This window comes from Candidatus Contubernalis alkalaceticus, assembly GCF_022558445.1.
GTDB classification, from domain to species: Bacteria; Bacillota; Dethiobacteria; order SKNC01; family SKNC01; genus Contubernalis; species Contubernalis alkaliaceticus.
On sequence record NZ_CP054699.1, the window covers coordinates 1,687,321 to 1,713,399 of the forward strand.

General features: G+C 40.5%; 32 protein-coding genes and 2 pseudogenes. 4 read left to right on the plus strand and 30 right to left on the minus strand.

The genetic code is table 11. The features are described from left to right. Positions 1–88 precede the first annotated feature (88 nt). From HUE98_RS08340 to HUE98_RS08355, 5 genes are all read right to left on the minus strand, one after another. Positions 89–946, minus strand: coding sequence for a tetratricopeptide repeat protein (locus HUE98_RS08340; RefSeq protein WP_241423373.1), 858 nt, complete (start codon positions 944–946; stop codon positions 89–91). Continuing rightward, the gene (locus HUE98_RS18010) at positions 943–1,035 is read right to left on the minus strand and encodes an SEC-C metal-binding domain-containing protein (RefSeq protein ID WP_407080281.1); all 93 of its coding nucleotides are present in this window, start codon (positions 1,033–1,035) and stop codon (positions 943–945) included. The genes HUE98_RS08340 and HUE98_RS18010 overlap by 4 nt, the downstream gene beginning before the upstream one ends. A gap of 125 nt (positions 1,036–1,160) precedes the next feature. After that, positions 1,161–1,526: a nucleotide pyrophosphohydrolase gene (locus HUE98_RS08345; protein ID WP_241423374.1), complete on the minus strand. Its 366-nt coding sequence runs from the start codon at positions 1,524–1,526 to the stop codon at positions 1,161–1,163. A 100-nt stretch (positions 1,527–1,626) separates the two neighbouring features. Beyond that, positions 1,627–2,250, minus strand: a complete 624-nt coding sequence (locus tag HUE98_RS08350; protein WP_241423375.1) for a hypothetical protein — start codon at positions 2,248–2,250, stop codon at positions 1,627–1,629. Beyond that, positions 2,240–2,680, minus strand: coding sequence for a sigma-70 family RNA polymerase sigma factor (locus tag HUE98_RS08355; protein ID WP_318036551.1), 441 nt, complete (start codon positions 2,678–2,680; stop codon positions 2,240–2,242). The genes HUE98_RS08350 and HUE98_RS08355 overlap by 11 nt, the downstream gene beginning before the upstream one ends. 384 nt (positions 2,681–3,064) lie before the next feature. Here HUE98_RS08355 and HUE98_RS08360 point away from each other — a divergent pair, with 384 nt between their 5' ends. From HUE98_RS08360 to HUE98_RS08370, 3 genes are read left to right on the plus strand one after another with little or no spacing between them, the layout of a single operon-like run. Then, positions 3,065–3,688 (plus strand): DUF4126 domain-containing protein, encoded by a 624-nt coding sequence (locus HUE98_RS08360; RefSeq protein ID WP_241423376.1) that lies wholly within the window; start codon positions 3,065–3,067, stop codon positions 3,686–3,688. Beyond that, positions 3,577–4,326: a DMT family transporter gene (locus HUE98_RS08365; protein ID WP_241423377.1), complete on the plus strand. Its 750-nt coding sequence runs from the start codon at positions 3,577–3,579 to the stop codon at positions 4,324–4,326. The genes HUE98_RS08360 and HUE98_RS08365 overlap by 112 nt, the downstream gene beginning before the upstream one ends. A 25-nt stretch (positions 4,327–4,351) precedes the next feature. After that, positions 4,352–4,513, plus strand: coding sequence for a hypothetical protein (locus HUE98_RS08370; protein WP_241423378.1), 162 nt, complete (start codon positions 4,352–4,354; stop codon positions 4,511–4,513). Positions 4,514–4,652: 139 nt separating this feature from the next. On the opposite strand, the gene HUE98_RS08375 is transcribed toward HUE98_RS08370, so the two are convergent. The 7 genes and pseudogenes from HUE98_RS08375 to arr all read right to left on the minus strand — a co-directional run bounded on the left by HUE98_RS08375 (position 4,653) and on the right by arr (position 9,650). Then, positions 4,653–5,453, minus strand: a complete 801-nt coding sequence (locus HUE98_RS08375; RefSeq protein WP_241423379.1) for an alpha/beta fold hydrolase — start codon at positions 5,451–5,453, stop codon at positions 4,653–4,655. Positions 5,454–5,496: 43 nt separating this feature from the next. Further along, positions 5,497–6,891, minus strand: coding sequence for a DUF4179 domain-containing protein (locus tag HUE98_RS08380; RefSeq protein WP_241423380.1), 1,395 nt, complete (start codon positions 6,889–6,891; stop codon positions 5,497–5,499). Next, positions 6,888–7,085: pseudogene (locus HUE98_RS08385) on the minus strand (sigma-70 family RNA polymerase sigma factor); the annotation flags it as partial. The gene HUE98_RS08380 and the pseudogene HUE98_RS08385, both read right to left, overlap by 4 nt. 54 nt (positions 7,086–7,139) lie before the next feature. Then, on the minus strand, positions 7,140–8,312 hold the full coding sequence (locus HUE98_RS08390) for a serine hydrolase domain-containing protein (RefSeq protein WP_241423382.1): 1,173 nt from the start codon (positions 8,310–8,312) through the stop codon (positions 7,140–7,142). A 92-nt stretch (positions 8,313–8,404) separates the two neighbouring features. Beyond that, positions 8,405–8,875, minus strand: a complete 471-nt coding sequence (locus HUE98_RS08395; protein ID WP_241423383.1) for a type II toxin-antitoxin system VapC family toxin — start codon at positions 8,873–8,875, stop codon at positions 8,405–8,407. Then, positions 8,865–9,113 (minus strand): ribbon-helix-helix domain-containing protein, encoded by a 249-nt coding sequence (locus HUE98_RS08400; protein ID WP_241423384.1) that lies wholly within the window; start codon positions 9,111–9,113, stop codon positions 8,865–8,867. The genes HUE98_RS08395 and HUE98_RS08400 overlap by 11 nt, the downstream gene beginning before the upstream one ends. A gap of 102 nt (positions 9,114–9,215) precedes the next feature. Next, entirely contained in the window at positions 9,216–9,650 is a 435-nt protein-coding gene (gene arr / locus HUE98_RS08405; protein WP_241423385.1) for an NAD(+)--rifampin ADP-ribosyltransferase, read from the minus strand. Positions 9,651–9,869: 219 nt separating this feature from the next. On the opposite strand from arr, the gene HUE98_RS08410 reads away from it, so the two are divergent. Next, positions 9,870–10,070: a hypothetical protein gene (locus HUE98_RS08410; protein ID WP_241423386.1), complete on the plus strand. Its 201-nt coding sequence runs from the start codon at positions 9,870–9,872 to the stop codon at positions 10,068–10,070. Positions 10,071–10,072: 2 nt separating this feature from the next. Here HUE98_RS08410 and HUE98_RS08415 read toward each other — a convergent pair whose 3' ends face one another. The 18 genes and pseudogenes from HUE98_RS08415 to istA all read right to left on the minus strand — a co-directional run bounded on the left by HUE98_RS08415 (position 10,073) and on the right by istA (position 25,811). Beyond that, on the minus strand, positions 10,073–10,729 hold the full coding sequence (locus HUE98_RS08415; protein ID WP_241423387.1) for a hypothetical protein: 657 nt from the start codon (positions 10,727–10,729) through the stop codon (positions 10,073–10,075). Positions 10,730–10,851: 122 nt separating this feature from the next. Then, positions 10,852–11,217 carry a nucleotide pyrophosphohydrolase gene (locus HUE98_RS08420; protein ID WP_241423388.1) on the minus strand — a complete coding sequence of 122 codons (366 nt, stop codon included), beginning with the start codon at positions 11,215–11,217 and terminating at the stop codon, positions 10,852–10,854. Positions 11,218–11,294: 77 nt separating this feature from the next. Then, on the minus strand, positions 11,295–12,908 hold the full coding sequence (locus tag HUE98_RS08425; protein ID WP_241423389.1) for a DUF2075 domain-containing protein: 1,614 nt from the start codon (positions 12,906–12,908) through the stop codon (positions 11,295–11,297). A 266-nt stretch (positions 12,909–13,174) separates the two neighbouring features. Further along, positions 13,175–13,501: a hypothetical protein gene (locus HUE98_RS08430; RefSeq protein ID WP_241423390.1), complete on the minus strand. Its 327-nt coding sequence runs from the start codon at positions 13,499–13,501 to the stop codon at positions 13,175–13,177. Between the two features lie 252 nt (positions 13,502–13,753). Continuing rightward, on the minus strand, positions 13,754–14,641 hold the full coding sequence (locus tag HUE98_RS08435) for an IS3 family transposase (protein ID WP_407080303.1): 888 nt from the start codon (positions 14,639–14,641) through the stop codon (positions 13,754–13,756). Positions 14,642–14,652: 11 nt separating this feature from the next. After that, entirely contained in the window at positions 14,653–14,940 is a 288-nt protein-coding gene (locus HUE98_RS08440; RefSeq protein ID WP_241420515.1) for a transposase, read from the minus strand. Between the two features lie 50 nt (positions 14,941–14,990). Beyond that, positions 14,991–15,149: a hypothetical protein gene (locus HUE98_RS08445; RefSeq protein ID WP_241423391.1), complete on the minus strand. Its 159-nt coding sequence runs from the start codon at positions 15,147–15,149 to the stop codon at positions 14,991–14,993. A gap of 147 nt (positions 15,150–15,296) precedes the next feature. Further along, positions 15,297–15,689 (minus strand): hypothetical protein, encoded by a 393-nt coding sequence (locus HUE98_RS08450; protein WP_241423392.1) that lies wholly within the window; start codon positions 15,687–15,689, stop codon positions 15,297–15,299. A gap of 617 nt (positions 15,690–16,306) precedes the next feature. Continuing rightward, a protein-coding gene (locus HUE98_RS08455; RefSeq protein ID WP_241422524.1) for an IS3 family transposase occupies positions 16,307–17,466 on the minus strand; the annotation gives its coding sequence in 2 pieces (ribosomal slippage) (positions 16,307–17,208 and positions 17,208–17,466; 1,161 coding nt in all). A gap of 34 nt (positions 17,467–17,500) precedes the next feature. Continuing rightward, a complete protein-coding gene (gene tnpC / locus HUE98_RS08460; RefSeq protein ID WP_241423393.1) occupies positions 17,501–19,027 on the minus strand; it encodes an IS66 family transposase in 1,527 nt (508 codons plus the stop codon). A gap of 96 nt (positions 19,028–19,123) precedes the next feature. After that, positions 19,124–19,480 (minus strand): IS66 family insertion sequence element accessory protein TnpB, encoded by a 357-nt coding sequence (gene tnpB, locus HUE98_RS08465; protein WP_241420424.1) that lies wholly within the window; start codon positions 19,478–19,480, stop codon positions 19,124–19,126. Beyond that, positions 19,470–19,907: an IS66 family insertion sequence element accessory protein TnpA gene (gene tnpA / locus HUE98_RS08470; protein WP_241423394.1), complete on the minus strand. Its 438-nt coding sequence runs from the start codon at positions 19,905–19,907 to the stop codon at positions 19,470–19,472. Before tnpA ends, tnpB begins: the two co-directional genes overlap by 11 nt. Positions 19,908–20,104: 197 nt before the next feature. Then, a pseudogene (locus HUE98_RS08475) lies at positions 20,105–20,344 on the minus strand (ATP-binding protein); the annotation flags it as partial. An 87-nt stretch (positions 20,345–20,431) separates the two neighbouring features. Then, positions 20,432–21,454 (minus strand): site-specific integrase, encoded by a 1,023-nt coding sequence (locus tag HUE98_RS08480; protein WP_241423395.1) that lies wholly within the window; start codon positions 21,452–21,454, stop codon positions 20,432–20,434. Then, a complete protein-coding gene (locus tag HUE98_RS08485) occupies positions 21,447–22,448 on the minus strand; it encodes a tyrosine-type recombinase/integrase (protein ID WP_241423396.1) in 1,002 nt (333 codons plus the stop codon). The genes HUE98_RS08480 and HUE98_RS08485 overlap by 8 nt, the downstream gene beginning before the upstream one ends. Then, a complete protein-coding gene (locus HUE98_RS08490; RefSeq protein ID WP_241423397.1) occupies positions 22,438–23,661 on the minus strand; it encodes a site-specific integrase in 1,224 nt (407 codons plus the stop codon). The genes HUE98_RS08485 and HUE98_RS08490 overlap by 11 nt, the downstream gene beginning before the upstream one ends. A 94-nt stretch (positions 23,662–23,755) precedes the next feature. Further along, positions 23,756–24,295, minus strand: coding sequence for an ATP-binding protein (locus HUE98_RS08495; protein WP_277623716.1), 540 nt, complete (start codon positions 24,293–24,295; stop codon positions 23,756–23,758). Continuing rightward, the gene (gene istA / locus HUE98_RS08500; RefSeq protein WP_241423271.1) at positions 24,282–25,811 is read right to left on the minus strand and encodes an IS21 family transposase; all 1,530 of its coding nucleotides are present in this window, start codon (positions 25,809–25,811) and stop codon (positions 24,282–24,284) included. The genes HUE98_RS08495 and istA overlap by 14 nt, the downstream gene beginning before the upstream one ends. Positions 25,812–26,079: the final 268 nt, after the last annotated feature.

Below are 26,079 nucleotides of genomic sequence, written 5' to 3' on the forward strand. Positions count from 1 at the left end.
TTTCACCTACCCTAAGAAAATGTAAACTGCTTTAAATAAAATGTCTTGGGCTGTGCTCACCTTCTTACAGGCCAAACATTGAATCTAATTATCGGTTTTTCATTTCGTATTCTAAGTCTTCTAATCTTTCCTGTACAGCATCTATATCCATTTCATCTTTTGCCATAGTTAGAGCTTTTTTGTAAAGTTCTTTTGCTGAAGCGTAATTTTGATTTTGTTCCAAATAATACATATCCCCCCATCCAATGTAGCCCCAGGGATTATCGGGAAAATCTTGCACTAAATTTTTAAACTCTAATTCAGCCTGTTCATAGTCACCCAGGCTTGAATAGGATTCTGCAATATTTCGTCTCATATTATGAATCATTAATTCCTCCTCGCCGGGGAAATTTTCTAAAAATTCTTTGCAAAAATGAATTCTTTTTTCAAGATAAAATTTATCTTCCAGTCCCGCGTTCTGCAACGCACATTCCAGGTCTTGACAGAAGTTTCTAATAAAAAAGTTTCCTTTATACTGTTTGTCAAGGAAATCCAGATTTTTATAATTGAGGTTGAACCTGTATTTTAATGCTTCCCATACTTTTAGCCAGATATTGCAGGCTGTTTGAGAATCATTTGTTGATAAATGTTCGAAGCCCTTTTTAATCAATTCACTCATTTGTTCTTTTGATAATAAGTGCGCTGGTGCTAATCTCTCCCATAAAATCCATGCAGCCAACCAGGGAAAATCTTCTTCCCTACCTTTTACCCTTACCTTAAAATTAGTAAACCAGTTCTCTGATATTTGTTGTGCAGAATAAAAATTTTCTACATCTCTTAAAAAAACCTCTTGATCAAATGCGATACCGATACTCTCTAACCGTTGAATAATTTCATTAGTGCTTATATTGTTTACTTCTTCGTATGTCATGAAATTTTGCATATATTGAACAAAGCCTTCATTCATATAACTCTTATCAGGCTTATCAATACAGCATTTTTATATTTTTTATTGCTTCCACAAGGGCAGGACTCATTTCTACCTATTTTCCCCATAGTTCGATTCTCCTTACGCTTCTTATTTCTTAATGCTCTGCCTCGAAGAGCATTGACTTTATAATGCAAATTAGTTAATAATGTATATAATTGACCTTTAGTGCAAGTGGTCAGTTATGTCATTTCTACTTATCATTTGTGTTCTTCTTGTTAGAACCCTTGTATTCGCTAATTGGATATCGCTTTTTATTAATTTCCACCTTACGGTTCAATTCATACGACAAATCAAAGTTATATTTTTGAGCGAAGCGTAATATAAAAAAAAGGATGTCTGCTAGCTCCTCTCCTATTTCAGTTCTTATAGTTTCGTCAGTTAGCATATTATCAACTTCTAAATTTGACTTAAATCTAAATAACTGTAATAATTCTGAAGCTTCCGTAACGATACCAATAGATAAATCTTTGGCATTATGATATTGGTCCCAATCTCTGTCTTCACAGAATGTTTTTATAAGTTTATTTAATTGGTCTATGTTTAAATGTTTTTCCAATGGTGCCTCCTGTAACTTCAATATGATAAATAATAAGGAATATATTTCTATATTCCACTTTATTATCCTTCTTAAATAATTTACATACAATAATGCATATCTAATTTAGAACTTCTGTTCTAAATACCATTGAAGTGACCTCTTTACCCTCAACGATTCTTTTCACAATAACAATTGGCTCAAACTTAAGAATTCCGATATCAACAATTAAGCCGCTGGGTGCTTTGGCATAGTTGCGGATTTGTGGGGTTTCTTTGAGCATGTTTTTAATAAAGTCGTCTGGTTCTTTTTGATCATTTCCAAGGATATGTTTGATTTTCTCAAAAAAAAGCTGTTCGTCAGTGATGTCGCAGAAATAATAACCCCGGCTTATGGGTTTAAGGCTATATTGGTGTAGGGGGATTACCAGGTCGGTGGAATAATAACCGGGTGCTTCTTCCGCTACTATTTGTATTTTTTCTCCTACAAACAACTCTCGAATAGAGGTTAATTTCTTATGATAGAACCTTGATGATTTATTTATTTCTTTCAGTTGAGCTAAAAGCTTCTTTCTTAGGGATTCTCTAACTTTGCTGTCAACGCTAAAATCAGCAGATATCATTGTTTTTGCCATTAGAAGAAGCTTTTCAATCTCTACATCTTTAACAGGCCCAATATCATCTTCCCCGGCCAAAATTTTATCCAGGTATGCCAGATAAATACTTGCTTTTTCCTCAACTTTCATAGATGTTCACCCCCTGGCTTTCCAGAATAATTCGCAGCCGCCGCATGGCCCGAAACAATATAACACCGGTATTACTTTCACTAATGCCGATAAGTTTGGCAATATCTCTGTTTGAGTGCCCGCTCCAGAACTTCAATGCTATAATATCTCGTTCCCGTTGATTTAAAGAAACTAAAGCCTTTAATAAATGCTGTTTTGTTTCATTAAAAGCTGTGATCTCAGCAGGATCAGGCTTAGAATCAATGATATCCGCAGTTAAATTGAGGGAAGTAAAATTGGTCCGATTACGACTGCGATAATAATCAGTTATAGTATTACGAGCAATACTAAAAAGCCATGCGGAGAATGCCGCCCTTTCCGGTTGATAGTGTCTAATTTTAGAGAATAATTTTTCAAAAATCTGACTGGTTAAATCTTCAACAGCATTGATGTCGGCAACACGGTATTGTACATATAAATTCGAGGAAAATAATAGTTATAAAGCTCAGTAAAGGCACTATCATCATCAGCCTGGGCAATTAATGAATTTTCTTCTGTTTGAGACAGCAGAACTATCCTTTGTAAGCACCTCTTTCAAAAAAAACCATTTAACAGGTACTTACTTCATCGACAAATTATTTAAAAAGTTTAGCAAAATATTGTTCCAGGTTGCAGTTTTAAAAAATGTTGTCAAATAAAACAAGGTTCATGCGTTTTAAATTATTCTTCATTACTTCCAAATTTAAAGGTGAAAATTGATATTGAATAGAATATTAATTTAACAAAATGTGAGAAATAGCTTTAAATAATCCAGTGAAATGAGGAGATAAAAAATATGGAAATAATCCTCAGCCTACTTATTGGAATTGGACTCAGCGCGACTTCGGGTTTCAGAGTTTTTGTACCTTTATTAATTATGAGCATTGCTTCACTGTCTGGACATCTGGAGTTTTCCCACGGTTTCCAATGGATTGGTTCTTACCCTGCCCTTGTAATATTTTTAGTGGCAACCGTTATAGAAGTTCTGGCATATTTTATCCCGTACCTGGACAATATTTTGAGTCTAATAAGCTCACCTGTATCTGTAATTGCCGGCATTATTATTACCGCTTCTGTGGTTACAGGAATGAGCCCCCTTCTTACCTGGACACTGGCAGTTATTGCCGGTGGGGGCTTTTCACTGGCTGGAAAGGTTACCAGTAATGTGGTTCATACCGGTTCTACAACAATGACTGGAGGAAGCGCTAATCTAGGAGTTTCCTTTGTGGAAACGGTTATTTCCACGGTAATGGCAGTACTATCGGTCTTATTTCCCCTGCTGGTGATTCTATTTGTAGGGATCATAGGGTGGGTTTTAGCAAAAATGATGAAGAAGATGAAGCCTGGTTCCAGCCAGGACTTTACTTCACCTTTGAAACCCTGGGCTTACAGCTCACCTCTGCGTCCAGCGCTTCCATGATAATTGCAGGAGTTCCCGCGGCCGCTTCTCTAATGGCCAGCCTCTTTCTTAAGGAAAGATTAAACCAGCGGGAATGGACAGGCATATTGTTGTCTGTGGCCGGGGTAGTGCTGCTGGCTTTTTTCGATGACAATCCCCAATATGCGGTTAGTTCTGTGAAGGGTAATTTCCTGGTATTTCTGGCGGTTATTTCTGCTGCCGTATACATGGTCCTGGCTCGACGCTTAACTACGAAAATTTCGGTTATGAACATTACTGCATACCAGTTTTTTTACGGTGGTTTATTTTTTCTTCCGCTGTTTTTGCTGCAGTATAATGCCATGGATTGGCTGCTCATAGAACCGGCAGCCGTGGCAGCACTGGGGTTTTTGATTATTCTATCTACTGTTGCCGCTTTCCTGGCCTATAATTATGCATTATCAAAAATTAAAACTTCTCATGCCGCTGTTTTCATTAATGGAATACCTCTGGTAACTGTGCTGACTGCAGGCGTCGTTTTGGGTGAACAGCTGGGATATCTGCAGATTCTGGGGGGATTTATTATCATCACCGGAGTAACCCTTACCAGCTTGAGGACCAAAAGAACGAAAGAAGAACATGCTGTAATGCATCAAAAAAACGAGAATAAGAAGTTATAATTCTTTTAGAAAGGATGTTTGTAAAATGCGGGTAAAAATATTTGGTTCATTTTTTACGGTCAAAGAGTTGGAGAATAAAATTAATGATTTTTTAAAACAAAACGAAGATAAGATTGAAGTTATTGACATCAAAATGTCAGGTACTTTTGGCAGCCTCTATGCCACGGTAATCTATAAGCTTATCTAATAGTGTTCCTGTCACTCCGGCCCTCTTTGTAAAACAACATATATAAGAAAGGTTTTTTATATTTTCAAAAACGATATTAAAGGTGTTTGTTGACAAATAAAACTGGGGAGGTTCACCGAGGCTTCATCTAAATGAGCATTTACCTTAAAAAATCCAGCACTTTTGTAATAAAGTTTTTTGCTGTATACGCATCATGCCCCAGGTCGGGATATATTAACAGCTGGTTGTCTGGTATATGTTCAGCCATTTCCTGTTGTACTTCAGCCCCTCCAACAATTTTGTCTTCCCCTCCTCCAGCTATCAGGGTGGGGCATTTTATTTTACTCAGTTCCGGATAGGCGTTGTGGGTGATACATGAGTTAGCCTGAATCAGATAACGCTCCTTCGAAACTGGTTTTCCTGTTCTTCTTATCAGCCAGTAAAACGGCCGCCACTTCCTCAGAGCTTTTTCGATGTAGGCTTTTTCCATGGTATCCACCGCCAGGTCCCCATAGCGTTCATTTTCTGCCATGTCTATCCAGTTTACCACAACTTTTTGTATGGTCTGGTTTTGACGGGAAAGTGTAACCACAAGCACTAGTTTTTTGACTTTTTCTGGGGAATCAATGGCAAGCCATTGAGAAATCATCCCTCCCTGGGATACGCCCATAACCACAGCATTGTTTAAATTTAATATATCCATGGCGGCTGCCTGGTCCTGAGCCATCTCTCTGGTAGTCATCCCGGGCTTAAGTTGATTTTTACGGCTAAAAATCCAAACCCGGTATTCCTTGGCAAAGCCGCGATACATAAGCCACATTAGCATCCCCGTACCCTTAACCGTCTTGAGGCCGTCGGAAAGACCGGGGATGATTATTAGAGGCTTGTTCCCTTTCCCCAGGGAAACGTAATGCATATTGCTGTCTTCAATCTGCAGGACGCCTTCTTTGATATGAAACATCCCTGTACGCCGCCTTTCTTTTTTAATAACTCCATCTGCAAATTTAATTAAGCATATCCAGCGGTATTTCCACAGTTACGGTACCGATATCATCATAAGCCCAGTATCCCATATTAATCAGAGCTACAGCTGTGCGGTCCGCAGGAAGCTTCCATTGGATTTTCCAGCTTCTTTCCTGTATTTCCTTCGGTTCTTCTCCGGGAAAAACGAATCTGGCTGTGGATTCTGATTGGCCCGTAACCTCTGGAAATTCCGTCATATGTATACTGCCTTCATCGTCTATGACCTGCCAGTAACTTATTAAAAATGGATCCGGGTTCTTTTCATCTACCTCAACACTGATAACCGCCTTTCCCTTTTCATTATTTGTATCAAATTCTACTATCTTAACCCTGCGCCCATCCGGAGATTGTGAGGACCTGTCACCTTTAAATGGCAAAATTGTTTCTCCTTCATGAAACAATAAGCCAGACAGCCCGATGGTCACTACAGAGTCTTGGGACAGCCCTTCCAGGGGTTGAAAATGCACCTGATACTGCTCTTTCCAGGTTCCATCCTCCTGCAGAGTTCCCTGTCCCCCACCTCCTCTAGACCCTACCTCATTTCCGTCCAGTGAAAGGGTTACAAACCTGGATGACAGGTCAGGTCCATGAAAGTCTCCGTGATATTTTATTACTAGCTCTGTTTGGGTAGGAGCAAGCCGTAATTCTTCCACAGTAATCAAGCCTGCGGGGACTTCAAACTCTTTATTGATTAAAACACTCCTGGTAAGCTGGCTTAATGGTTCCCTGGTAACGGAGAACGATACCTGCCAGTTTCCTTTTATATCTCCGATACTTTCTATTATGAAGGTCAATATACCATTATATTCCGGAAGAGGGTCAAATTCCATGCTGCCAACGTAAACACCGTCTATAACATCTCCCCGGGCGCCCATGCCGGTAACAAACTTACTGCCGTTGAACAAAATCTCGTCAAAGTAAACAGGCTTTGGGGAACTGCCCTCCAGTGAATAAAAAACAGTAGTTTGAATGGGGTCAGCCAGCACTTTATGGATATTAACAGTATAACCCCTAGCCGTTGTGCTCACCAGTACTTCCTGAAACATATCGTGTTCCTCAGCCCATTCCCAACCCTTCTCTATTTCAGTCCATTCCCCAATATATCTGTTAATTATGGGTATATTTTCAGCGGCCCAGGTTCGTACTTCGGGAACATTCATAACCAGAACGGCGAACAACAATACAGCGGCTGCAGCAGTGGTGCTTATCCAAGCCAGCAGAGGTTTCTTTTTATTTCTTTCCATTCTGGACATTTTTTTTACATTTTCCTTGAGCATGTTTGAATGCTCCTGGGATAATCTACCCCCGGCAGCCCAGTCATTTAAAACTTCTTTGAATTTCATATCCATATCCCTATCAAATTCTATGTTTCTCATAACGCATCCCCACTCCTTTCCCAATTTTCTCGCAGCTGGGCCAGGGCCCGGTATAATCGGGATTTCACAGTACTTAAAGGGACTTCCAGTTCCTCCGCAATCTCACGCAAGGATAGATCAGCCAGATAACGCAGTATGACAACCTGACGCTGGTTATCACTCAATGATGCCAAAGTGAGCCAAACATCCTTGTCTTCAAATACTTTTTCCGGTGAAAGTAATGTCTGTAAAGCTTCTAAATACTGCTGTTAGGTGAAATGAGTATTCAGCAAACCCAGCAATTTTGGTGCGAACTGAAATGGCACGGGTCCGGCAGTAATCTGGCTGACATCACCGGCCAGATAGATATCCAGCGGCGGGCAGTAAAAAAGCCATGAACCGGAAGCTCCCGTGTGTCCAATTATCTCCGGTACAGGGCGGAATGGAGAAATAATACGCGGGATGCGAAATCGCATGATGCCAAGGCTGTACTCTATGGGCCAGCCAGGACCAATGGGACTTATGGAGAAGCCAAATTGATTCCACCCCTCTCTCATGAGGTTTATTGTGTCCGGGTCATCAAAAACTCCACCACTCACCAGTGCCCGCATAAATGTAAACAGATCGTTCACTGTGCTGTTTAAATCTCCAAAGGATCTCATAGCTTCAGGAATGTTCAGAGGCTTGTCTTGATAATAAACTGTGGCAGCCGGCTTCAGTGGTTTTTCCGGTGAGGTACCGGGATGGAAAGTCTCTTCCAGCCCCAGAGGTTTATAAAGCAATTCCTCAAACACGGCATGAATCGGCTTACCGGTTACTGTTTCGATGATGGCAATCAGCAGTTGGAAATTGGTATCGGAGTAGCGAATCTTTTTTTTCTCTGCATCTAGAGGCTGTGGAGCAAACAGCGGAGTGTTTACCCTCCGGACAACTTCAACGATTTCTTCAATGGTCCAGGTCCGGTCTCCCTCCTCCAGGATCCTATCAAACAGGCTTTTTTCTCCTTTGGGATGGATTTCTATATAATCAGGCAGGCCGGAGGAATGACCCAGCAGGTGTTGAAGGGTGATCTTGTCAGTGTAATCTACATCGTTTATTCTGTGCAGACCTTCAATCAAATCCCCCGGCAGGTAATCTGACATGGGATTATTAATAGAAATGCGTTTTTGTTCATGGAGTTTAAAGATTGTGGCTGCAATATACAGTTTTGTTACGCTGGCAATCCAGAACGGGGTGTCAGCTTTCATGGGGGTACCATCCGGATTGGCTTCCCCTTCGAATCCAATCCACCGGAAGGAGCGGTCTCCGCTTTCAACAGCAGCAATAGCGTGCTTTATATGTTTTTTTCTCATCAGGTTTTGCAGGAGAGCCTGCAGACGTTCGTCAAGATCACCTGATTTTGTTCCGGGTTTGACTTGTTTTTTTCCATCGCTGAAAGACATTTTCAGTATCTCCTTTCATGTATTCAATCTCTAGTTATATTTCCCTGCATGAATTTATTACCCAATGAATTCAGCAGCTCCTCTTTTGGTTTTTACATGATTGGCTGCAGAACATCATATTCGGCATTATTTTCATGAACTTGATAGGGGCTCAGTAAAAATCCCAGAACATTAAAATGTTTATCAAAACCGAAGACCTTCTTAATTTTAGCTTTTTTGCAAATGGCAAAAGAAGTACAGTCAGTGAAAGATAATTTATGGTCGGAAAAAATTTTAAATATTTCCCAGGCTTCTTCCACGATAGTCCTATCTACCCATTGAATTGATAACATATTCATTTGTTCCGCTTCTTTCCAGAGGTTCATTCCCTTAACTGCAGTATCGTGAAAATTATTATAATTTAACCAGGTTAGAGTTTCAGACATAACATAATTAGACGTATTTAATGGAATACCATCTTTTTTAAGTTTCATAAGATATTCCTTCGCTGCACTGTGATGCTCATCCTTTTTGTTCATACAGGCCAACCATCCCCCGGTATCTACAAATACTTCATTTTTCATGTTTTTTAGCTCCATATATATAATGATCATGATTAGTTGATCCGTCGGTAACATCTGAACTAAATAGTCCAATCAATTTCAGTAAAGGGTCTTCATCTTCACCCTTTATTTGTTCTTCATTAATGAAATGCTTGATGGACTGACGGATAAGTTCAGATTGAGAGATATTATTTTTGTCAGCAATTTTTTTAATTTGTTCAACCAAAGCTTCTTCTAAATAAATCTGTTTGCGAATCATCAAATCACCTCCTGTGTGATGGTGTATATTATTAACATTATTATACACCACTCCCCACTCTGATATTTATTTTTCAATAAAAAACTCTCAGTTAAGACGCAGTCAATCGTTGATTGCCTCGATGCCTAGCCGCTTAAGCTTGTCAAGGTGATCTCGCATGCTTTTGAGCTTCTCCGGAGAGTGCCCCTCCCAGTCCAAAACCTCGCTCATTACTCGTAGTGGGTGTTGGTTTCGGTAGGATCTCGTTGGATTCCCCGGAAACTTCTTGTCCGTCAGATTGGGATCATCCTCAATGGGACCTGTGGGCTCTACACAATAGATTCGACCCGGCCCGTCGCCCGCTGCCAGTTCAGCTCCCCACGTAGCCGCATCCAATGTCGCAGTCAGATAGACGTAGTTAGCCTTCTTTCTCTCGCCATAGTTAGAGCTATAGCCAGGTTCCAGCATGTCCCCCGCCTTCAGGTCGGCTTTTGTGCCGTGGTAGAAAGGTCCGGGATCCATTGTACTGAACGGCTTCCGTTCGTTCTTCATATTCATTTCTGTCTTTACCTCCCTTGGGAAACAGTGTGTTGCCATTACCCACTCCTCGAATATCATAATTTATTGGCAAATATCTTTACACGATTGTTATTACATCAATAACATAAAACCAGCTTTCAGTTTGTCAAGTGGGCTGAAGCGAACCAAATAAAGAAGTTAGTAATTGGTGATGTGGAAGGGGTTCAGCGAAACACCAAGGTAGGGAAGGAAAATGGTTTGAATTCATATCTGAAAAATAATTACTGGAAGAAGAAATACAGTGGTAATCATACTGAGCAAACGGATTCTCAAAAAAGATTACTACAGAATCTATATGAGAGAATTGTACCCTGCTCATACGCAGGGATTGGTGCTGTCCTGGGGGCAGTACCATCGGTGAATTATTTATCATCTGGTATAAAAATTGCCGAGCAGTAATTTTAATCGTTTTCATCTCTACCTTCAGTACAAAGCTCATCTAAGTATCCATCATCAAGAGCCGAACCCCTATTCTTATATGGAACTGTCCGGGGTCTACCCATTTTATAATTTTTACATGATTTTGGACCATAACAAAAAGATTCAAACCGGTATTTCTTAATATTTCTATCAAAATCCCATTGAATTTCAACATTGGCCATATTTGCCCAAATGCATTTAAAGCATTTTGTTTTCCACAAACTTTTACTTAATAATCTAGCTCCTCTTTCCTCATAGATTTGCATGGTTGGGGGCACCATTATCCATGGTGGTGATAGTACTTCAATAGTTTCATTTACTCTATCCAAAAGTTTTAATGAACCTGCCCTATAATAATCTGCAAATTCTTTTTCATTATATTTTTTTGTCCATGCTGTGCCTTCGAGCAAATCACCTATCCGAAACAATCCTTTTAACTGCTGTTTTTCAGAAATTGCGACTGTAAACTGCTTTTTGTAGTCACTACTTTGCCCTTCGATAAATAAGTTGTATCCTAAATGATAATGTGTTCTATTATCTGTGAGATATCTCCAAACTCTTGTTCTTGGTTGAATAGATATAATTTTTCCTGTCCAATTTACTTTTGAAGAAATATTTTCAGAGTTATATTTTACCATTGCTAATCACAATCCTTAACATAAAAGTAATAACTCACTACCTAAATTATCTCGGCGAAATGGAACAAACGTTTGCATTTATTTGACTTTTAGTGCAAGTAGTCAATAATGAAAGCTCATTTCTACTTATCATTTGTGTTCTTCTTGTTAGAACCCTTGTATTCGCTTATTGGATATCGCTTTTCATTTATTTCCACCTTACGGTTCAATTCATATGACAAATCAAAGTTATATTTTTGAGCGAAGCGTAATATAAAAAAAAGGATGTCTGCTAGCTCCTCTCCTATTTCAGTTCTTATAGTTTCGTCAGTTAGCATATTATCAACTTCTAAATTTGACTTAAATCTAAATAACTGTAATAATTCTGAAGCTTCCGTAACGATACCAATAGATAAATCTTTGGCATTATGATATTGGTCCCAATCTCTGTCTTCACAGAATGTTTTTATAAGTTTATTTAATTCGTCTATGTTTAAATGTTTTTCCAACGGTGGCCTCCTGTTACTTCGGTATGATTAATAATTTCTTTATTATCTTCAAAATAACCTACATAAAATAAGTACATTTAATTTAGAACTTCTGTTCTAAATACCATTGAAGTGACCTCTTTACCCTCAACAATTCTTTTCACAATGACAATCGGCTCAAACTTAAGAATATCGATATCAACAATCAAGCCGCTGGGTGCTTTGGCATAGTTGCGGATTTGCGGTGTTTCTTTGAGCATGTTTTTTATAAAATCATCTGGTTCCTTTTCATCATTTTCAAGTATTTGTGTGATGTTCTCAAAAAAAAGCTGTTCGTCAGTGATGTCGCAGAAATAATAACCATGGCTTATCGGTTTAAGGCTATATTGGTGTAGGGGGATTACCAGGTCGGTGGAATAATAACCGGGCGCTTCTTCCGCTACTATTTGTATTCTTTCACCTACAAACAACTCTCGAATAGAGGTTAATTTCTTATGATAGAACCTTGCTTTATCAATGTCTTTTACTACTTTAAGTCTTCGTTTTAAGTACTCTCTAGTGTTTTTATCTACTGCGTATACGAAGACGCCTTTCATGCCTCTTGACAGTAATGTCTTATAGGTGTTTTGTGCTAACCTGAGGAACTGTGTCTGGCTGTTACTACCGATTTTTTTATCATGGCACTTTTTCACATCTGCTTCCCAGGTTTCTGTTTTTGGGTTATATCTGAACTCTTCACCGATGATGACGCCTACGTAATCAAATTCTAAACCCTGACAAGTGTGTATGCAACCGATTTGGTTCACACCTTCCGGGTTAACTGCCCAGTCAGATCCACTGGTAGGTATTCCGCGCGCTCTTTTTGTTTCTTTATAGGAATCCTGTGGGTTCCATGGCATCTCAAAAGTCAGGGTATCTCCGTCGTATATTTTGACATCATTCATTAACTGGCCGTTCTGTTGTAATGTCTTACTCCAAGGCCATGCGTATCCGGCCAGTAACCTGGAGTCAAAACCTTGTGCCTGCAGTTGAATGAGATGTTCTTTCATTACATTTGGGTCATCAACTATATAAAACTCTAAGTCGTCAAGGTTTTCCCAGCCGCTGGCATTAGCGGTAGAGCGGATACCCAAAACATCATCAAGCCAGTTTAAATACCCCTCTGAACCGGTACACCTGAATTGGGCATCCAGTTCATATTCGTAAATCTGGCAGCCTAGCTTTTGGGCGGTTTCTTTTACGTGGCTATATGAGCCAATATCCTTGGGACGGATCATTTGATTATCGTCGGTAAAAAAGATCGTCAGATAGGTCTTTTCAATAATGCATTCCACCAGGCTTTTCTCTAACTTCTTTTGCATTGGCGGCGGTGTTGAGCTGATGCGATGAGCCTCATCTACGATGGCCACCTGAAATGATTTCTGGCTTTCAGTTAATTCGCGGTTATAGAAATAGGGGTGTTTGAAAAGTCGACCGGCTCTTTCGCGGTCTATTTTGTTTGCCATACAATTTTTAAATGCCGCATTGGGAGCTAAATAGACACATTGTTTTTCTTCTCTCAATATTTTACTAAGGAGGTTCAATCCCACAACAGATTTACCTGTCCCAGGACCACCTTTAATCATTACTACATATCTTCCGTTTGTACCATCAAGCTGATGATCTCTGACAATCTGCATGACTCTGTCAAAGACCACAAGCTGCTGATCCATTAATATAAACTCTGACTTTGCATCGATAATGTTATTTATGTGATTAATCAGTTTTTTGCTGGGTTGGGGGATTGAAGATGCAATATAGTCAACGAGTTCAAGCCCGTCTCCTTTTTCCACATGGTTTTTAATAAAATGACCAATTCTTTTCGTATCTGCTTTTGTATATACAGGACTCTGATCAATATATAAGCTGAATTTATCATCAAAAAGCTTATCCTGCTCATTCTTCTTATAGTTATGGAGATATGAGCATGAGTATAATCTCAGGGCATCTTCACCATCAGTATGAAAAACTGCTTGTAATTGGTTACCTGAACGGCTGGATGGTTTACTTCTCTCAAAGCGCCCCCTGTATAGGTATAGACTTGTCTGTCTGTATTGGACTCCTTAACGCTTTCCCATTGCTTCAGTTCTACAATTACCGCATTGGGATTCAAAAACTTATCCTTACCGGTGATCATAAAATCCAGGCGCATCGATGACTGAGGCAGATGATATTCTATTAATACACCGCAATTAACACTGTTCAGCTCTTCGTTGATGAGTACTTCATTCATTTTACTTAATGAATTCTGAAATGGAGTTGTCAAATTTGGGTTAGCCCCAAAACTCGTAATTTTTGGATTCGTTAATAAATGGATTCCTTTTGGAAATACTATTTACGGCTCTTATCTACAGGCAGAATAGTGCTCTGCTGGAGAGCAACACGAGCGGCCTGTAGAGTTCTGCCAGGGATAGCCAGGGGAATCGTTTAATAAACCCTGGTTGTCTTCTTTTCTATCCCTGGGAGAACCAAAGCGAAAAAACTCCGGGGGTTCGGGGGCAGAGCCCCTGAATACTGTTTACCCTGCCTGGGATAAGTTTTCCTGATAATAGAGCGAACGCTTGACCAAGGGTGGGTAGCCTCCATTTGTAGTGTAAATTCTTTTTCGGTTGTAGTAGATTTCAATAAATCTAAATATGATGCTTTTGACGGTTTCCATTTTCATGGTTTCAGTTTTAAATTTGTAGATGCTTTCTTTTTTCAGTGTGGCAAAAAAAGACTCCATCCGTGCGTTGTCAAAGCATTTACCTGTGTTGCTCATGCTTTGTATTGCTCCATATCGGGCAAGGGTTTGACGGAAAAGTGTGCTAGTGTATTGACTCCCCCTGTCTGAATGGAAAATCATACCATATGCCTGATGTTTTTTGACACCGGCTGTAAAAGCTTCGACGCAAAGCTCAGCGCGCATGTGATTAGCCATTTTTAGTCCGACAATGCTTCCATCAAAACAGTCCATTACGGCGGCTACATAAAGCTTACCGTCAGCCGTTGGAATTTCTGTAATGTCACTCAGCCATTTTTCATTAGGTGATTCAGCTGTAAAGTCTTGCTGGATCAGGTTTTCACTAGCTTGTGCAGCAAGATCAGCCTTGGTTATCCCCTTGCTGTGACGTTTTTTCTTCAGCATTAGATGGTGTTTTTTACAGAGCGCGAGGATTAGATAATAACTGCCCTTATAGTCCTGAAAAAGTTGTAAATGCAGATATATCCTATACGCTCCATAGTCCGGGTTGTCTGCACGAATTTGAAGAATCTTTGCCAAAAGAGCATCATATTTGTAGGGCCTGGACTGTCTTTTTAACCACTTATAAAATCCGTTTTCACTAACCCCTAATACCTCGCACATGGTCTTTATGCTGTGCTTAGATTTTCCTTGGGTTTTTTCCAGGCATATCCACTTAAACAGTTCTCGTGCAGCTACTTCTTTTGGCTCATTGCGAAAAAAGCCAGGGCTCTTTTCAAAATATCATTGGTTGCTTCAAGTTCCTTGAGTTGTTTTTCTAATGCTCTGATTTCAGCGGTTTTTGGATCTACACGCTTATGACCACTGCCGACAATAGCCATATTTCCATAACGATTTGCATTGCTTCGCCATGTGTAAAGAGTAGTGACTGGAATTCCCAGCTTTTCAGCAGCTACTGTCGGACCTACTTCACCGGACAGCTTAATGGCTTCTTCTTTAAATTCTTTATCATATACTCGCATCTGGACACCTCTTTCTTTTTGGGTTATTATTTCCAGAATTACGAGTTTTGTTACTTAACTAAAATGATACCACTCCAAAATGACCTTCTCTCCGGGTCAGAAACCTTTCTGCCAAGGGTTCGGATAAATTCGTTCTCCAGCTTATCAACAATCTTATTGAATCGAACATCCAAATCAAAATGTGCAGTACTGCTTCTGTAAATAATCATATTAACCCTACCTTTGAATTAAAAGCTTGTCTTAACTTACCATTGTTTTCTTATTTCTATATAAGACCGGGCCAGAATCGGCTGCAGTTATCACACGATCATTATTTTCAATTTCTTGAAATTTATGTTTGACACCCTTTATAACTTTTAAGACTCTTGAGAGCATTTGATTGAATCTGTTACTACAACTCCAAGCCAAATAGCTGCTAAAATTTTTATTTCTGTAACCATAAAAAGTTGACGTTGAACTGAATAAATGGGGATAATATTACCAAATAGCATCACAGAAAATGGATGTGATAAAAAAACCAATATTAATGCAGGAATACCTTGATATATAGATTTAGACCAATTAAATTTATGATTACTGTTCCATCTCTCTATTAAGCTAGGAAGTCTAAGCAAAATTCCAAATATTAAAGGCATTAATAAACTAGCCCATAATAACGGGTATGGTCTATATGTTCGTCCTAACATGATTCTTAAGTGTATGAGTAGTTGACCAAAAATTGTTATATATAAAAAATTATAACTGGCCATAATAATCCTTTTTCTATAAAGTGCTCCTTTACTAATTTCACTTTAACACCCCCTTTCTAAAGAAAATCTCTTTTTCGGGGTCTGTAATTCCACTAACTCACACTAGCCAAAACGTCCGTATACAGCCAAGACACCAGGGGGTTGGCCCAAGTCATTTACTTTAATAAATAACATTTTTATTTATCTTACATTTTTAAAGCTTGTCTTAACTTACCATTGTTTCTTCTTTCTATATAAAAAATCCTCTATGGCATATGCAAGAAGATTTGTAAGCGTCTAATAAGTCAGTGGATATAAAAAAAGCAAAAACTAGTGTAAACTAAGTTTTTGCCTCTTTTTCTTTACTTGCAGTTTTCCTGGACATCCTGACTCCATGGAAGATAATCTTTGAGGTTTTCCCGTTAAACCGGACACTATTAAGTTAGCTATTCTCCTAGATTCAGCCAATTGCTGATTATTTCGAAAACCCCCTTCTTGTAGTCATGCTCCAATGCCAAATTGCGGCATTGGCAGCCCTTCTATAGGGTGATAAATCGTCTTGGCTGTAAAGGGTCTCCGGCTGCGCCTCCGTTGAACTCGCTGCGCTCGCCCTTGACAGCCTGAGTTAGTTTGAGCTTTTAAGCAGCTAATTTCTCTGCAAAAGATTCTCTATATCCTGCTGGCGTCATGTAGCCCAGGGCCTGGTGTCTCCTTTTGCGGTTATAAAAGATCTCGATGTACCAGAATATGTCTTTATGGGCTTCTTCGTGGGTCTGATATTTATTATGGTAGAGCATTTCACATTTGATGGTGCTGAAAAAGGTCTCGGCACAGGCATTATCGTAACAGTTCCCTTTACGGCTCATGCTGCATATCATGCCGTGTTCATTTAGTAGTTTCTGGTATTCTTTACTGCAATATTGGACCCCGCGATCTGAATGATGAATCAGTCCCTCTATGGGCATGTACCGGTTAATTGCATTTTCCAGTGCTCTTTTGCAAAGTGATGTTTTCATATTATCTGCGGTGGCCCAGCCTACAATATCTTTTGTATGTATGTCTTTAACGGTGGCTAAATACAGCCAGCCCTCTGAGGTGTCCAAGTAACTGATATCTGTTACCCATACGGCATTTGGTCTGTCGGTTGTGAAGTCCTGGTTTAAAAGGTTTTCTGCTACCGGCAGCTGGTGGTTTGAGTCAGTGGTAGCTTTAAATTTTCTCTTACGTTTTGAATACAGGTTGTTCTCTTTTTGGATTCTATACAATCTGTTTCGACCACATTTGGGGAATTTTTCTCGAACATCTTCAAGTAATTTATCCAGTCCATATATGCCGCCGCTATCATTGTAGCTTTCTTGGGCAGTTTCAAGTATTTCCTGATTTTCAAGATCTCGTTTACTAGGTTCTTTATTTTCCCAGTCATAATAACTGCTCCGGGTTACTTCAAGTACTGTGCACATATTCGCAACCGGAAATTCGGAGCTGTGCTTACTAATAAATGCGTAAGTTATTTCCGGTCTTTTGTCACGAAAAGTGCTGTCGCTTTTTTTAATATTGCTACTGCCTCCTCAAGCTCTGCATTTCTGCGTTTTTCGGCCTTAAGTTCCGCTTCAAGCTCTGAAATCCTTGCAGTTTCAGGCTTCTCCCGGTGCCTTTGTTCGTTAATCCAGTTTCGCAATGTCTGGGGATTGATTCCAAGGTCCTTTGCAACACTTGGAATGGACCGTTTATCTTCTTTAACAAGTTTGATGGCATCATTCTTAAATTCATAACTATACCTATTTGAATAATTTGACATTTATATCTCCTCCACATGATTTATTATACCTAACTCATGTGTGTCCGACAAATCGGGTATAAGTCACTTCAAGGAACTCTGGATGTTGCCCAAACTGTACGCCTGGAAGCTCGCTAAAGATGAAATATAGGTATTTGTATGGATTTAGGCCATTAGCCTTGGCACTTTCAATGATACTGTAAACGGCTGCACTTGCTGCAGCTCCTTTAGGGCTTCCGCTGAAAAGCCAGTTCTTTCGTCCAATAGTGAAGGGACGGATACTGTTTTCTGCCAGGTTGTTGGAAATAGAGCAGCTACCATCCTTAAGATAATTCGTTAGCTCCTTCTTATGGTTTAGGGCATAGTTCAAGGCTTCGCTCAATTTGGATTTGGGAAGCACCTTTTTCTTTGTGGAATAAATCCACGCCCAAAAGGCCTCCAAAACAGGCTTTTCCTGCTTCAGACGCTCTACTTTGCGCTGTTCACTTGGTAGCTTCTCGAGATTTTTTTCAATCTCAAAAAGTTTGTTGCAGTAGGCAATGCCTTGGCTTGAAAAGGTAGCTTCAGGTCGATGGGCATCTTTGGGAAGTGCATCGACAAACTTCCTTCTGACATGTGCCCAGCACAGGCATCTTATGATTCCTGGAATCTTTTTGTACCCAGAGTATGCATCCGAGTGGAGATACCCTTCATAGTCTTTCAGGAACTCCTGCGGGTACTTGCCGCTCCTTCCCGGTTGATACTCGAAGATCCGGATGGGGTGTTTGGCATGCTGGCCAGAACTGTATAACCACATGTAGGAATCTGTTGTGTTCTTGCGCCCCACTTCGTTCATTACTTGCACGGGCGTTTCATCTGCATGTATATAATGCTCCTGCATCAGCTTTTGGTGCATCAGCTCCACCAAAGGACGCAACCAGTCACGGGATGCAGCCAGAATCCAATTGGACATGGTAGCGCGGCTTAGGTTCACACCAAGTGTCTTCCATTCCTTTTCCTGCCGATAAAGGGGAAGGGCATTGACGAATTTCTGATGCATAACCCAAGCCACTGTAGATGGAGACGCCATGGAATGCTGAATTACCGGATAAGGCATCGGCGACTTCTCCATGTATGGTTTTCCATCTTTACGACAGGTTCGGCACTCGAAGGTTTCACGGTAATAATCAATGACCCTGACTTTGGCAGGAATATACTCAACTTCGGTGCGGATAAATTCTTCACCAACTGATAAAAGAGTGGTGTCACATTCTTCACAGAAGCGATCTTCTTCAGCAAGAGTGCAGAGGCGTTTATCGCGAGGGATATCTTTCAATAGCTCCATTCGCTGTCCCTTAAATTTCTTTCTTCGATAACCCTGCACTTCCTTAAGGTCAGGTTCTGGGGCCTTCGGATTCGCTTCTATTTCTGCCTCATCAAAAAGAGACATCTGTCCCGTGGGTAGGGACGATGTCTTCTCAGAGCTTTTCCCGAAAAGTTTACGTGTCAGATACTCGACTGTATCGTGGAGCTTTTTGTTTTCCTGCTCCAGTTGGGATATACGGTTTTCTAATTTTTCTAACAACTGCTCGGATGCGCTCATAAATGATGGTTTCCTTTGGTATTTTTACTATATTTAGTATAGCATAAAAACGTCCAGAAAGCCAGTGTTTATGGGCATTCTTAGCACTTTTTTTAGTTAAAAACCACCCTCTATCTTAACTTTTTTTACGGCCTTTGGTTGGTCAATGGAAAGTCCCTCCAAGAGCCACCGAAGCTCCTGATTTGTAATAGAGCGAACTGCTTCGGCGTTCATTGGCCACTGGAACTTTCCGTTTTCTAATCGCTTGTACAGGAGCACGAATCCATCTTCTTCCCAGTAGAGTGCTTTGATTCGATCGCGGCGCCGGCCACAGAAGAGAAACAAACTGTTCTGAAAGGGATTTAACTGAAAGTTTTGTTGGACGATAGCAGCAAGTCCATCAATTGCCTTTCTCATGTCAGTATAACCACAAGCAATATATATTTTCTCGGCTTTGGAGATATCACCGAACATTTTGTAGTGCCCTTAAGGTATTTTCGATTAACGTCGTGGATGCATTGTTGCGAAGCTCCAATGTAACAGAACCAAACCGCAGAATAATTTGTGAAGTCGACTCTGAAACTGGACCGTCTGCATTTGCTGGAATGTTTACTGGTACGATTGAACTATTTTCTTCAAGAGATGGGATGGCTTCGCATGCCGCCTCACGTACTTTCCGCAACCAATAGTAGTAAGTTTTTGGGTTGATGTCATGGTCAGCGCACCATACCTTGACGGTTTGTCCACTGCTGCGACATTCGCGGATAATTTGAGTCCATTGATTCAGCCTGTTTTTTGCAAGTGAAAATTCCTCACTTTTGCAAAAATTTTCCCCCAGGCACCGGTGGGGAATTTTTATGTTAACTTTTGGGCCATTTTCTTTGAAATAACATAAAATCATAAAACCAAAACACCATTTATGTTAAAATATACCTGTTTTAAAGTGCCATGCTGTACAAAAGCTACCTACTGAAAAGAAGGAAAGCTTCTCCAGACATTACAGCATGACACCATTGGCCTGGATTATTATTGCGGCAAGATCCCGCACCCCTTGTATCTAAAAAAATAGCACTTCATTTTCACTGACTCGGCTTAAAGCTAGGTTAATGAAGACTCTCTCATCCGATTGCTCGGCCCTGGGAACAGCAGCAGGTGGCAATGATGCAACACCCTATCCAATATGGCTCCTGTCATCTGTTCATCATAAAACACATTAACCCATCTGGAGAATTCAATATTTGTGTTTATGATTAAGGACTTTTTTTCATAGCACTCGGATACTACTTCAAACAGCAGTTGGGCACCTATCCGGTCCAGGGGAACGTATCCCCACTCATCTTATGAAAAGTTGTTTGTTATGTGAAGTTGAGAACAGGAATTCCTGAATAGCAATGGTCTTCCTGTTCCGAACTTTGCATAATAATTTTATACTAAGTTTTTAAGCCAGTCCATCATTTCCTGTTTTTCTTCTACGGAATAATGTTCGTGGGGAAGCACAGCTTTACCGGCAGCCTCGATAGCTTTACGCTTAATCTCGGGATTCGCTTTCGCATAGACTTCTGTGGTCAATACGGATGAATGGCCTAGAAAATCTCTGATGTAAACAAGGTTGACCCCGGCTTCAAGAAGGTGCATCGCTTTACTGTGGCGAAGCGTATGAGGCGAAACTTTATCTGGAAATAATTCCGGTTTTGTGCGCCACCCTTTCTCAACGTATTTTTGCAAGATGTAGGCAATGCCGGCTCGAGTCAGTTTGCGATGACTTTTGTTAAAAAAAAATGGTGCCGTCAAAGAAGTATCTTTTGATGCACACCGGCAGCTCTTGACATACGCATTCAGAATATCCAATGTTTGCGGCATGATGGGAATGATCCTGGTTTTGTTTCCCTTCCCGGTGATGCGAAGGGTGCCTGGTTTTTCAAATCGAAGATCGCCAAAAGATAAATCGACAATCTCCTGAACACGAGCTCCTGAATCGTAAAGGAGTGTCAGCACAGCCAAATCACGGATTCCGTCCGCTGTATTTGCATCCGGCAACTCCAAAAGGCATTGGACCGTTTTAATCGTCAGATAATTTACTGGAAATATTGGCACTTTTCGACTTTTGATGCTGAAAATCACCTCGCAGCATGCGGCGTATTCCGGCGCATAGCTTTGGACATAACGATAAAATGCGTGGATGGCCGCCAGACGCAGGTTGATACTGGTGACCGAATAGGTTCTTTCCTGTTCCAGCCAGGAAAGAAATCCCTGAAGGTATTCGTTATCGATGATGGCAAAAGTCATGTACGAGATCGGCTGATGTTTACAGGTCTGATGGTATTGAAACAACAGGATGAAAGCATCTCGATATGATTTAATAGTATTGGTGCTGTAATCAGAACGGTTCGGGATATGTTTGAGAAAATAGTTTGACAGCATTTGGTGAAACGGATTCAGTTTATTCATGTGGCACCTCTGGAAAGATGCCGCCATAGAAATCCTGCATAGGGTCAATGATGGAATGGTAAGCTGATTCCGTCAGTCGAAGATACTTTTCAGTGCTTTCAATCCCACGATGGCCCAAGTATTGGGACAAGATCGGAAGACTACAGTAAATATCCATGCCCTCTGCGACCATCTTCTCCAAAGCATGGACAGCAAAGGTATGCCTGAGGTCATGAACCCTGGGTGAGGTGCCATTTGAACGATAAATACTCGCCTGCTTCATGAATTTTCGCATCTGACAATATACAGGTGTGCTGTTGTATTCACCGCCATAATAGGACGGATAAAAAAGACCGTTATACCTATTTGAAATATTCATCCGATCCATGTAATACCAACAGTAGTGCGTCAGAGAGATTGACATTGGAAGTAGGCGTTCACAACCGTTTTTGCTGTCTTTTAAATGAATGATGCCGCTGTTCACATCAATTTGGTCCACGGTCAGCCCAAGGGCCTCGTTGATCCGAAGTCCACAGCCATACAGCATTCTGAAAAGCATCGGATAGATAATATGATATTGTGGATACCTTTTTGATTCAGGAATGAGGTCGACCACTTCTGCTAACCTGTCAATTTCATCATGTGTGAAGATATAGGGCACGAAACCATCTCGAATTTTGACAAAATCTTTCAGAGGATACACATAGAAAGAGTGGTTATAGGTTCGGTTCATGAACAGTGCAAACTGTCGAATAAAGCTCATGCGGATATGCTGGGTCTTGGTGGATTCATCAGGTCGATAGGCAACGTAGTCTTCCACCATTTCCTGAGTTAACACCAATGCATCCGGAGTCATCTTGTATGGTTTAAAAAAACGATTCATCCCGCGAATGAGGTAAAAAATTGAATCACCCATCTTGAAGCCAAGGCTTTTTTTGTAATCGACGTACCGATGACAACATTCACTGAAAGGGCCATCAAAGTCCTGATCATAAATATTGGCTTTACCTCTCATAGGGCACCTCCAGTGCAACCTTGCGGAGTTGCTCCGTATCAATGGCCAGATAGCGCTTTGTAGTATTGGAATTTTCATGGCCAAGAATCCCTGAAATAATAGGGTAAGGCGTATTTTCCTGCAAAAGACTGTTAGCTAGGCTGTGTCGCATCGAATGCAGCCCATGCTTCCTCCCGGAATAGTCAATCTCTGCTTTGTCAAGGTAGGAGGCAATGATATACTGAAAGGTGTTCATATCACTGTAGGGTTCAAAAGGCGCACGCATTCGCACAAAAAGAAAAGGCGAGTCGCTCTTTGGCCGACTATGCCTGATGTAGTCAATTAAAGCCAACTTTGTATTATCATACATCGGCAATATGATAGCGTTTCCTGTTTTCTGCTGTACGAATTCAATCGTATCTCTAGACCATTGAAGATGCTCCATTTTCATCAAACGGATATCACCGGCTCGGATTCCAAACTGCACCGCTAGGATCAAAATGGCATAGTCACGTTTTCCAATGCAGCTATTCCTGTCAACGAGAGATAACAGCTTCTTTCTTTCTTCAACGGAATAGGTAGAAGGAATTTGATGATTCTTTCGGGTAAATACAATGGGAAAAAGCTGGCCGCAGGATTCAGAAACCTGTCCTGATCGAAAAAGAAATGAAAGAAAATCTCTCAGTGTAAAAAGAATACCGGCTTGTGTCTGCTCTGTATAACCTTTCTCCGAGAGGCTTCTGACATAATCCAGGATGATGGACGGGTCCAGGGAAGATAATTGATTCACCTCATTTTCATGAAGATAACATAGAAAGCTAATCATATGAATGCGCTTTCCTGTAACAGTTTTCTCTGCCAGCAGTTGATCCCAGCAATAAGCCACATAATTGTCGATGTTGCTGTTAAATATTTCCGGGGCTTTAGAGCCTGGTTTTTGGTGACAGCGTCGTATCTCAACACCGTTCCAAAGGTCATCGAGTACTTTCAAATGGCGGATGCGATTCCTCTGATGATCTTTTAATGGGCTGTTCGGGAAAATTCGATACCGGTTCTGAAGAATTTCCATGCACACTTCGAAAGAAAAGGTGGTGATGCCTAATTGCGTACATTCCTTCAATAATTGATGCCATGTTCTGTGATACTGCTCCTTAGTACTTTTACGATAGCCTTTTTCCTGCAAGGTGTGTTTCGCCTGGTCAATTAACTGTGCCAGAGAAATGGTAGAATTCAATCAAAGACCTCCTTTTTGATTCTACCATAACACATTATTATGCAAAGTTCGGAACAGGAAGATTGTTAAAATTAGGGGATTCCTGTTCCGAACTTCACATAACAAACAACTTTTCATAAGATGAGTTATGTAAAGCTTCGCATAACTCATCACAGACTATAATATCTGCTTTTAGTATTTGCTTCATAAACTTTGACAAGGTACCGTTTTTCTTTGATTCTGAAAGCTTATTCACCAACGCTGCTGTCCTAAAGAACTTAGTTTTTATGCCTTTTTTACAGGCCTCTACTCCTAAGGCGATTGATAAAAAGGTTTTTCCGGTACCAACATTGCCATACATAACAATATTGGTGTTTGTATCAATAAACTCGCAGTTCTTAAGATATTCAGGTGTTACGGCTTTTGGCAAGGTAACTTCATCAAATTTGAAGCCTTCAAATGTCTTGATTGTGTAAAATCCAGCACTTTTGAGGAGTTTATCTTTCCTAGCCGCATCACGATGTTCCAGTTCCGATTTAAGTAATTTTAACAGGTATTCCTGATGGCTCTGGGCTTCTATTTTCTCAGACATTTCCACAATGTTTCGGCTTAATCTCAACTCTTTGCAGCAGGTGGCAATTTCACTGGTCAGCATTTTGTTCACCTGCCTCATTGAGTTTTGCGTCATAGTCAGCCAGATTGGGAGCATACAGTTTGAACTCTGGTATATTTTTTGCTACCCTGATGGGGGCAAGTTCAATCACGTTTCCGTGTAAACGATTATGGAGGCTTACCAGACTGTCGGTATCTGTTACATCGTATTGCAGGGCGCTAGCAACTGTTTCTACAGCACAAGTAAACCCGCTTTTTTCTGTCAGTGTGGCAATTATCTGTAGGATTTTGCCTTTATCGCTTTTACTGCATTTTTCCAGATAATCATTAATGGATTCGGGCAACATTTGGTAGATGCCAGTATATTTCAATGCTCCAGGACAACGGGACAGCTGAGTCAGGTAAGGAAGCCACTTCATGCTCTGTTGCTTGTAGTTTCCGTAAAACCGATCATGCCGGACGATTTCCCGATGGCTTTCATCCAAGGGAATTACTTTATTGGCCGTAATTTTAATTAAGACCCGGCTGTTTGCATATTTGGGGGACACGGAATATTCATAAAGGCCGTTGTTAAGATAAAATCTGCCATATCCGTTGGTTTTAACGGTTATGTATTTGCTGACATCTAGAGGTACTGCCGGCAATTCCAAAAGTGCTTGCCTATCTTCAGAATGCAGCATTTCTATAGTGCCGTCTTTTCGATAATGCTCCCGTTGGGCATCGATTTCACATTTTTGCAGCAGCTCTTTGTTAAACTCAGCTAGGCTTTTAAACTGTGGAATTGGCACTAACATATTTCTTCGGTGGTAGCCGACTTTACCCTCAACATTGCCTTTTTCGTGCCCAGAGTCTGCATTACAAAAGGCTGCTTCAAATCGGTAGTGTTCCATAAATCTTATAAAACCGTCAGTCAAGTTGCGCTCTCCGTTTTTCAGAATCTTGGTGACCATGGTGCTTGCATTATCAAACCAAATTCTTTGAGGAACGCCACCGACGTGTTCGAAGATGAGCATTAGTCCTTCAAAAAGGCATTCCTGGTTCTCTCCCTTAAACAATTGGCAGTAACCTTGGTTGCTGTAAGGGAAGGAAAGGTTTAGGTATTTGCCGCTGTGAATCTGGCTGTTTTCATAAAAATCAGCGTCTCCAAAATCACCTTGTGCTTCTCCCGGGATATGCTCCAGTGGAAGGTGTCCGGATTGTTTACATTTGCCGAATATCTCTTTTTTCTTCTGAGATACATAACCGGCTACAGATCTGTAAGAGCAGTCAAATTCTTCTTTGTACTTTTCATTCAGTCTGTTAAAGACTCTCTGGGCTGTATGCCGTTGTTTGACTTTGGCTTTTTTGTCGTCTAAAAGCCATGTGTCTATATCTTCTTTGTAAGGGTCAAGTTTTGGAAACTGCGATGTTGACTTGATAGTAGGCTCCTCTTCATTCCAGTCTTCTTTTTCAAGATAAATGTTTATTGTCTTTCGATCATGCCCTGTTTCCCGTTTTATTTCGCTAACATTCTTACCTTCCTCGAAAAATAGTTTTCTGATATACTTTACTTGGGTCATTGTAAGCATCCTCCATTCCTCCTCGTAATCTAGTTCCAATTACAAGGATATTATTTTTGGGTGGTGCCTTCAATGGCCTTTTGCAAAATTGGGGAATTTACTGTTGCAAAAGTGAGGAATTCCTTTTGCAACTTTGTCCAATTCTATTATGCAATAAATAATTCAGCCGGTACTTTCTAGTAACTTCCCTGGTGTTCAACTCTAAACCTCCTTTTGGAGTTTTTCGACCTGGTCGAAAAACTCTACAAATTCTAATTTAGAGAATTGT

What these genes read in the sequence shown, in the direction of transcription:
- HUE98_RS08425 (WP_241423389.1), bottom strand. Translation starts at nt 12,908, where the DNA reads ATGGATCAGCAGCTTGTGGTCTTTGACAGAGTCATGCAGATTGTCAGA.
- HUE98_RS08480 (WP_241423395.1), bottom strand. Translation starts at nt 21,454, where the DNA reads ATGAATAAACTGAATCCGTTTCACCAAATGCTGTCAAACTATTTTCTC.
- HUE98_RS08495 (WP_277623716.1), bottom strand. Translation starts at nt 24,295, where the DNA reads ATGCTGACCAGTGAAATTGCCACCTGCTGCAAAGAGTTGAGATTAAGC.
- HUE98_RS08375 (WP_241423379.1), bottom strand. Translation starts at nt 5,453, where the DNA reads ATGTTTCATATCAAAGAAGGCGTCCTGCAGATTGAAGACAGCAATATG.
- HUE98_RS08360 (WP_241423376.1), top strand. Translation starts at nt 3,065, where the DNA reads ATGGAAATAATCCTCAGCCTACTTATTGGAATTGGACTCAGCGCGACT.
- arr (WP_241423385.1), bottom strand. Translation starts at nt 9,650, where the DNA reads ATGAATATGAAGAACGAACGGAAGCCGTTCAGTACAATGGATCCCGGA.
- HUE98_RS08350 (WP_241423375.1), bottom strand. Translation starts at nt 2,250, where the DNA reads ATGAAAGTTGAGGAAAAAGCAAGTATTTATCTGGCATACCTGGATAAA.
- HUE98_RS08445 (WP_241423391.1), bottom strand. Translation starts at nt 15,149, where the DNA reads ATGATTATTTACAGAAGCAGTACTGCACATTTTGATTTGGATGTTCGA.
- tnpB (WP_241420424.1), bottom strand. Translation starts at nt 19,480, where the DNA reads ATGTTCGGTGATATCTCCAAAGCCGAGAAAATATATATTGCTTGTGGT.
- HUE98_RS08440 (WP_241420515.1), bottom strand. Translation starts at nt 14,940, where the DNA reads ATGCGAGTATATGATAAAGAATTTAAAGAAGAAGCCATTAAGCTGTCC.
- HUE98_RS08450 (WP_241423392.1), bottom strand. Translation starts at nt 15,689, where the DNA reads ATGGCCAGTTATAATTTTTTATATATAACAATTTTTGGTCAACTACTC.
- HUE98_RS08390 (WP_241423382.1), bottom strand. Translation starts at nt 8,312, where the DNA reads ATGTCTTTCAGCGATGGAAAAAAACAAGTCAAACCCGGAACAAAATCA.
- HUE98_RS08395 (WP_241423383.1), bottom strand. Translation starts at nt 8,875, where the DNA reads ATGAAAAATGAAGTATTTGTAGATACCGGGGGATGGTTGGCCTGTATG.
- tnpC (WP_241423393.1), bottom strand. Translation starts at nt 19,027, where the DNA reads ATGAGCGCATCCGAGCAGTTGTTAGAAAAATTAGAAAACCGTATATCC.
- HUE98_RS08340 (WP_241423373.1), bottom strand. Translation starts at nt 946, where the DNA reads ATGAATGAAGGCTTTGTTCAATATATGCAAAATTTCATGACATACGAA.
- tnpA (WP_241423394.1), bottom strand. Translation starts at nt 19,907, where the DNA reads ATGATTTTATGTTATTTCAAAGAAAATGGCCCAAAAGTTAACATAAAA.
- HUE98_RS08485 (WP_241423396.1), bottom strand. Translation starts at nt 22,448, where the DNA reads ATGAGAGGTAAAGCCAATATTTATGATCAGGACTTTGATGGCCCTTTC.
- HUE98_RS08370 (WP_241423378.1), top strand. Translation starts at nt 4,352, where the DNA reads ATGCGGGTAAAAATATTTGGTTCATTTTTTACGGTCAAAGAGTTGGAG.
- HUE98_RS18010 (WP_407080281.1), bottom strand. Translation starts at nt 1,035, where the DNA reads ATGGGGAAAATAGGTAGAAATGAGTCCTGCCCTTGTGGAAGCAATAAA.
- HUE98_RS08415 (WP_241423387.1), bottom strand. Translation starts at nt 10,729, where the DNA reads ATGGTAAAATATAACTCTGAAAATATTTCTTCAAAAGTAAATTGGACA.
- HUE98_RS08400 (WP_241423384.1), bottom strand. Translation starts at nt 9,113, where the DNA reads ATGATTCGCAAACAGATTTATTTAGAAGAAGCTTTGGTTGAACAAATT.
- istA (WP_241423271.1), bottom strand. Translation starts at nt 25,811, where the DNA reads ATGACCCAAGTAAAGTATATCAGAAAACTATTTTTCGAGGAAGGTAAG.
- HUE98_RS08380 (WP_241423380.1), bottom strand. Translation starts at nt 6,891, where the DNA reads ATGAGAAACATAGAATTTGATAGGGATATGGATATGAAATTCAAAGAA.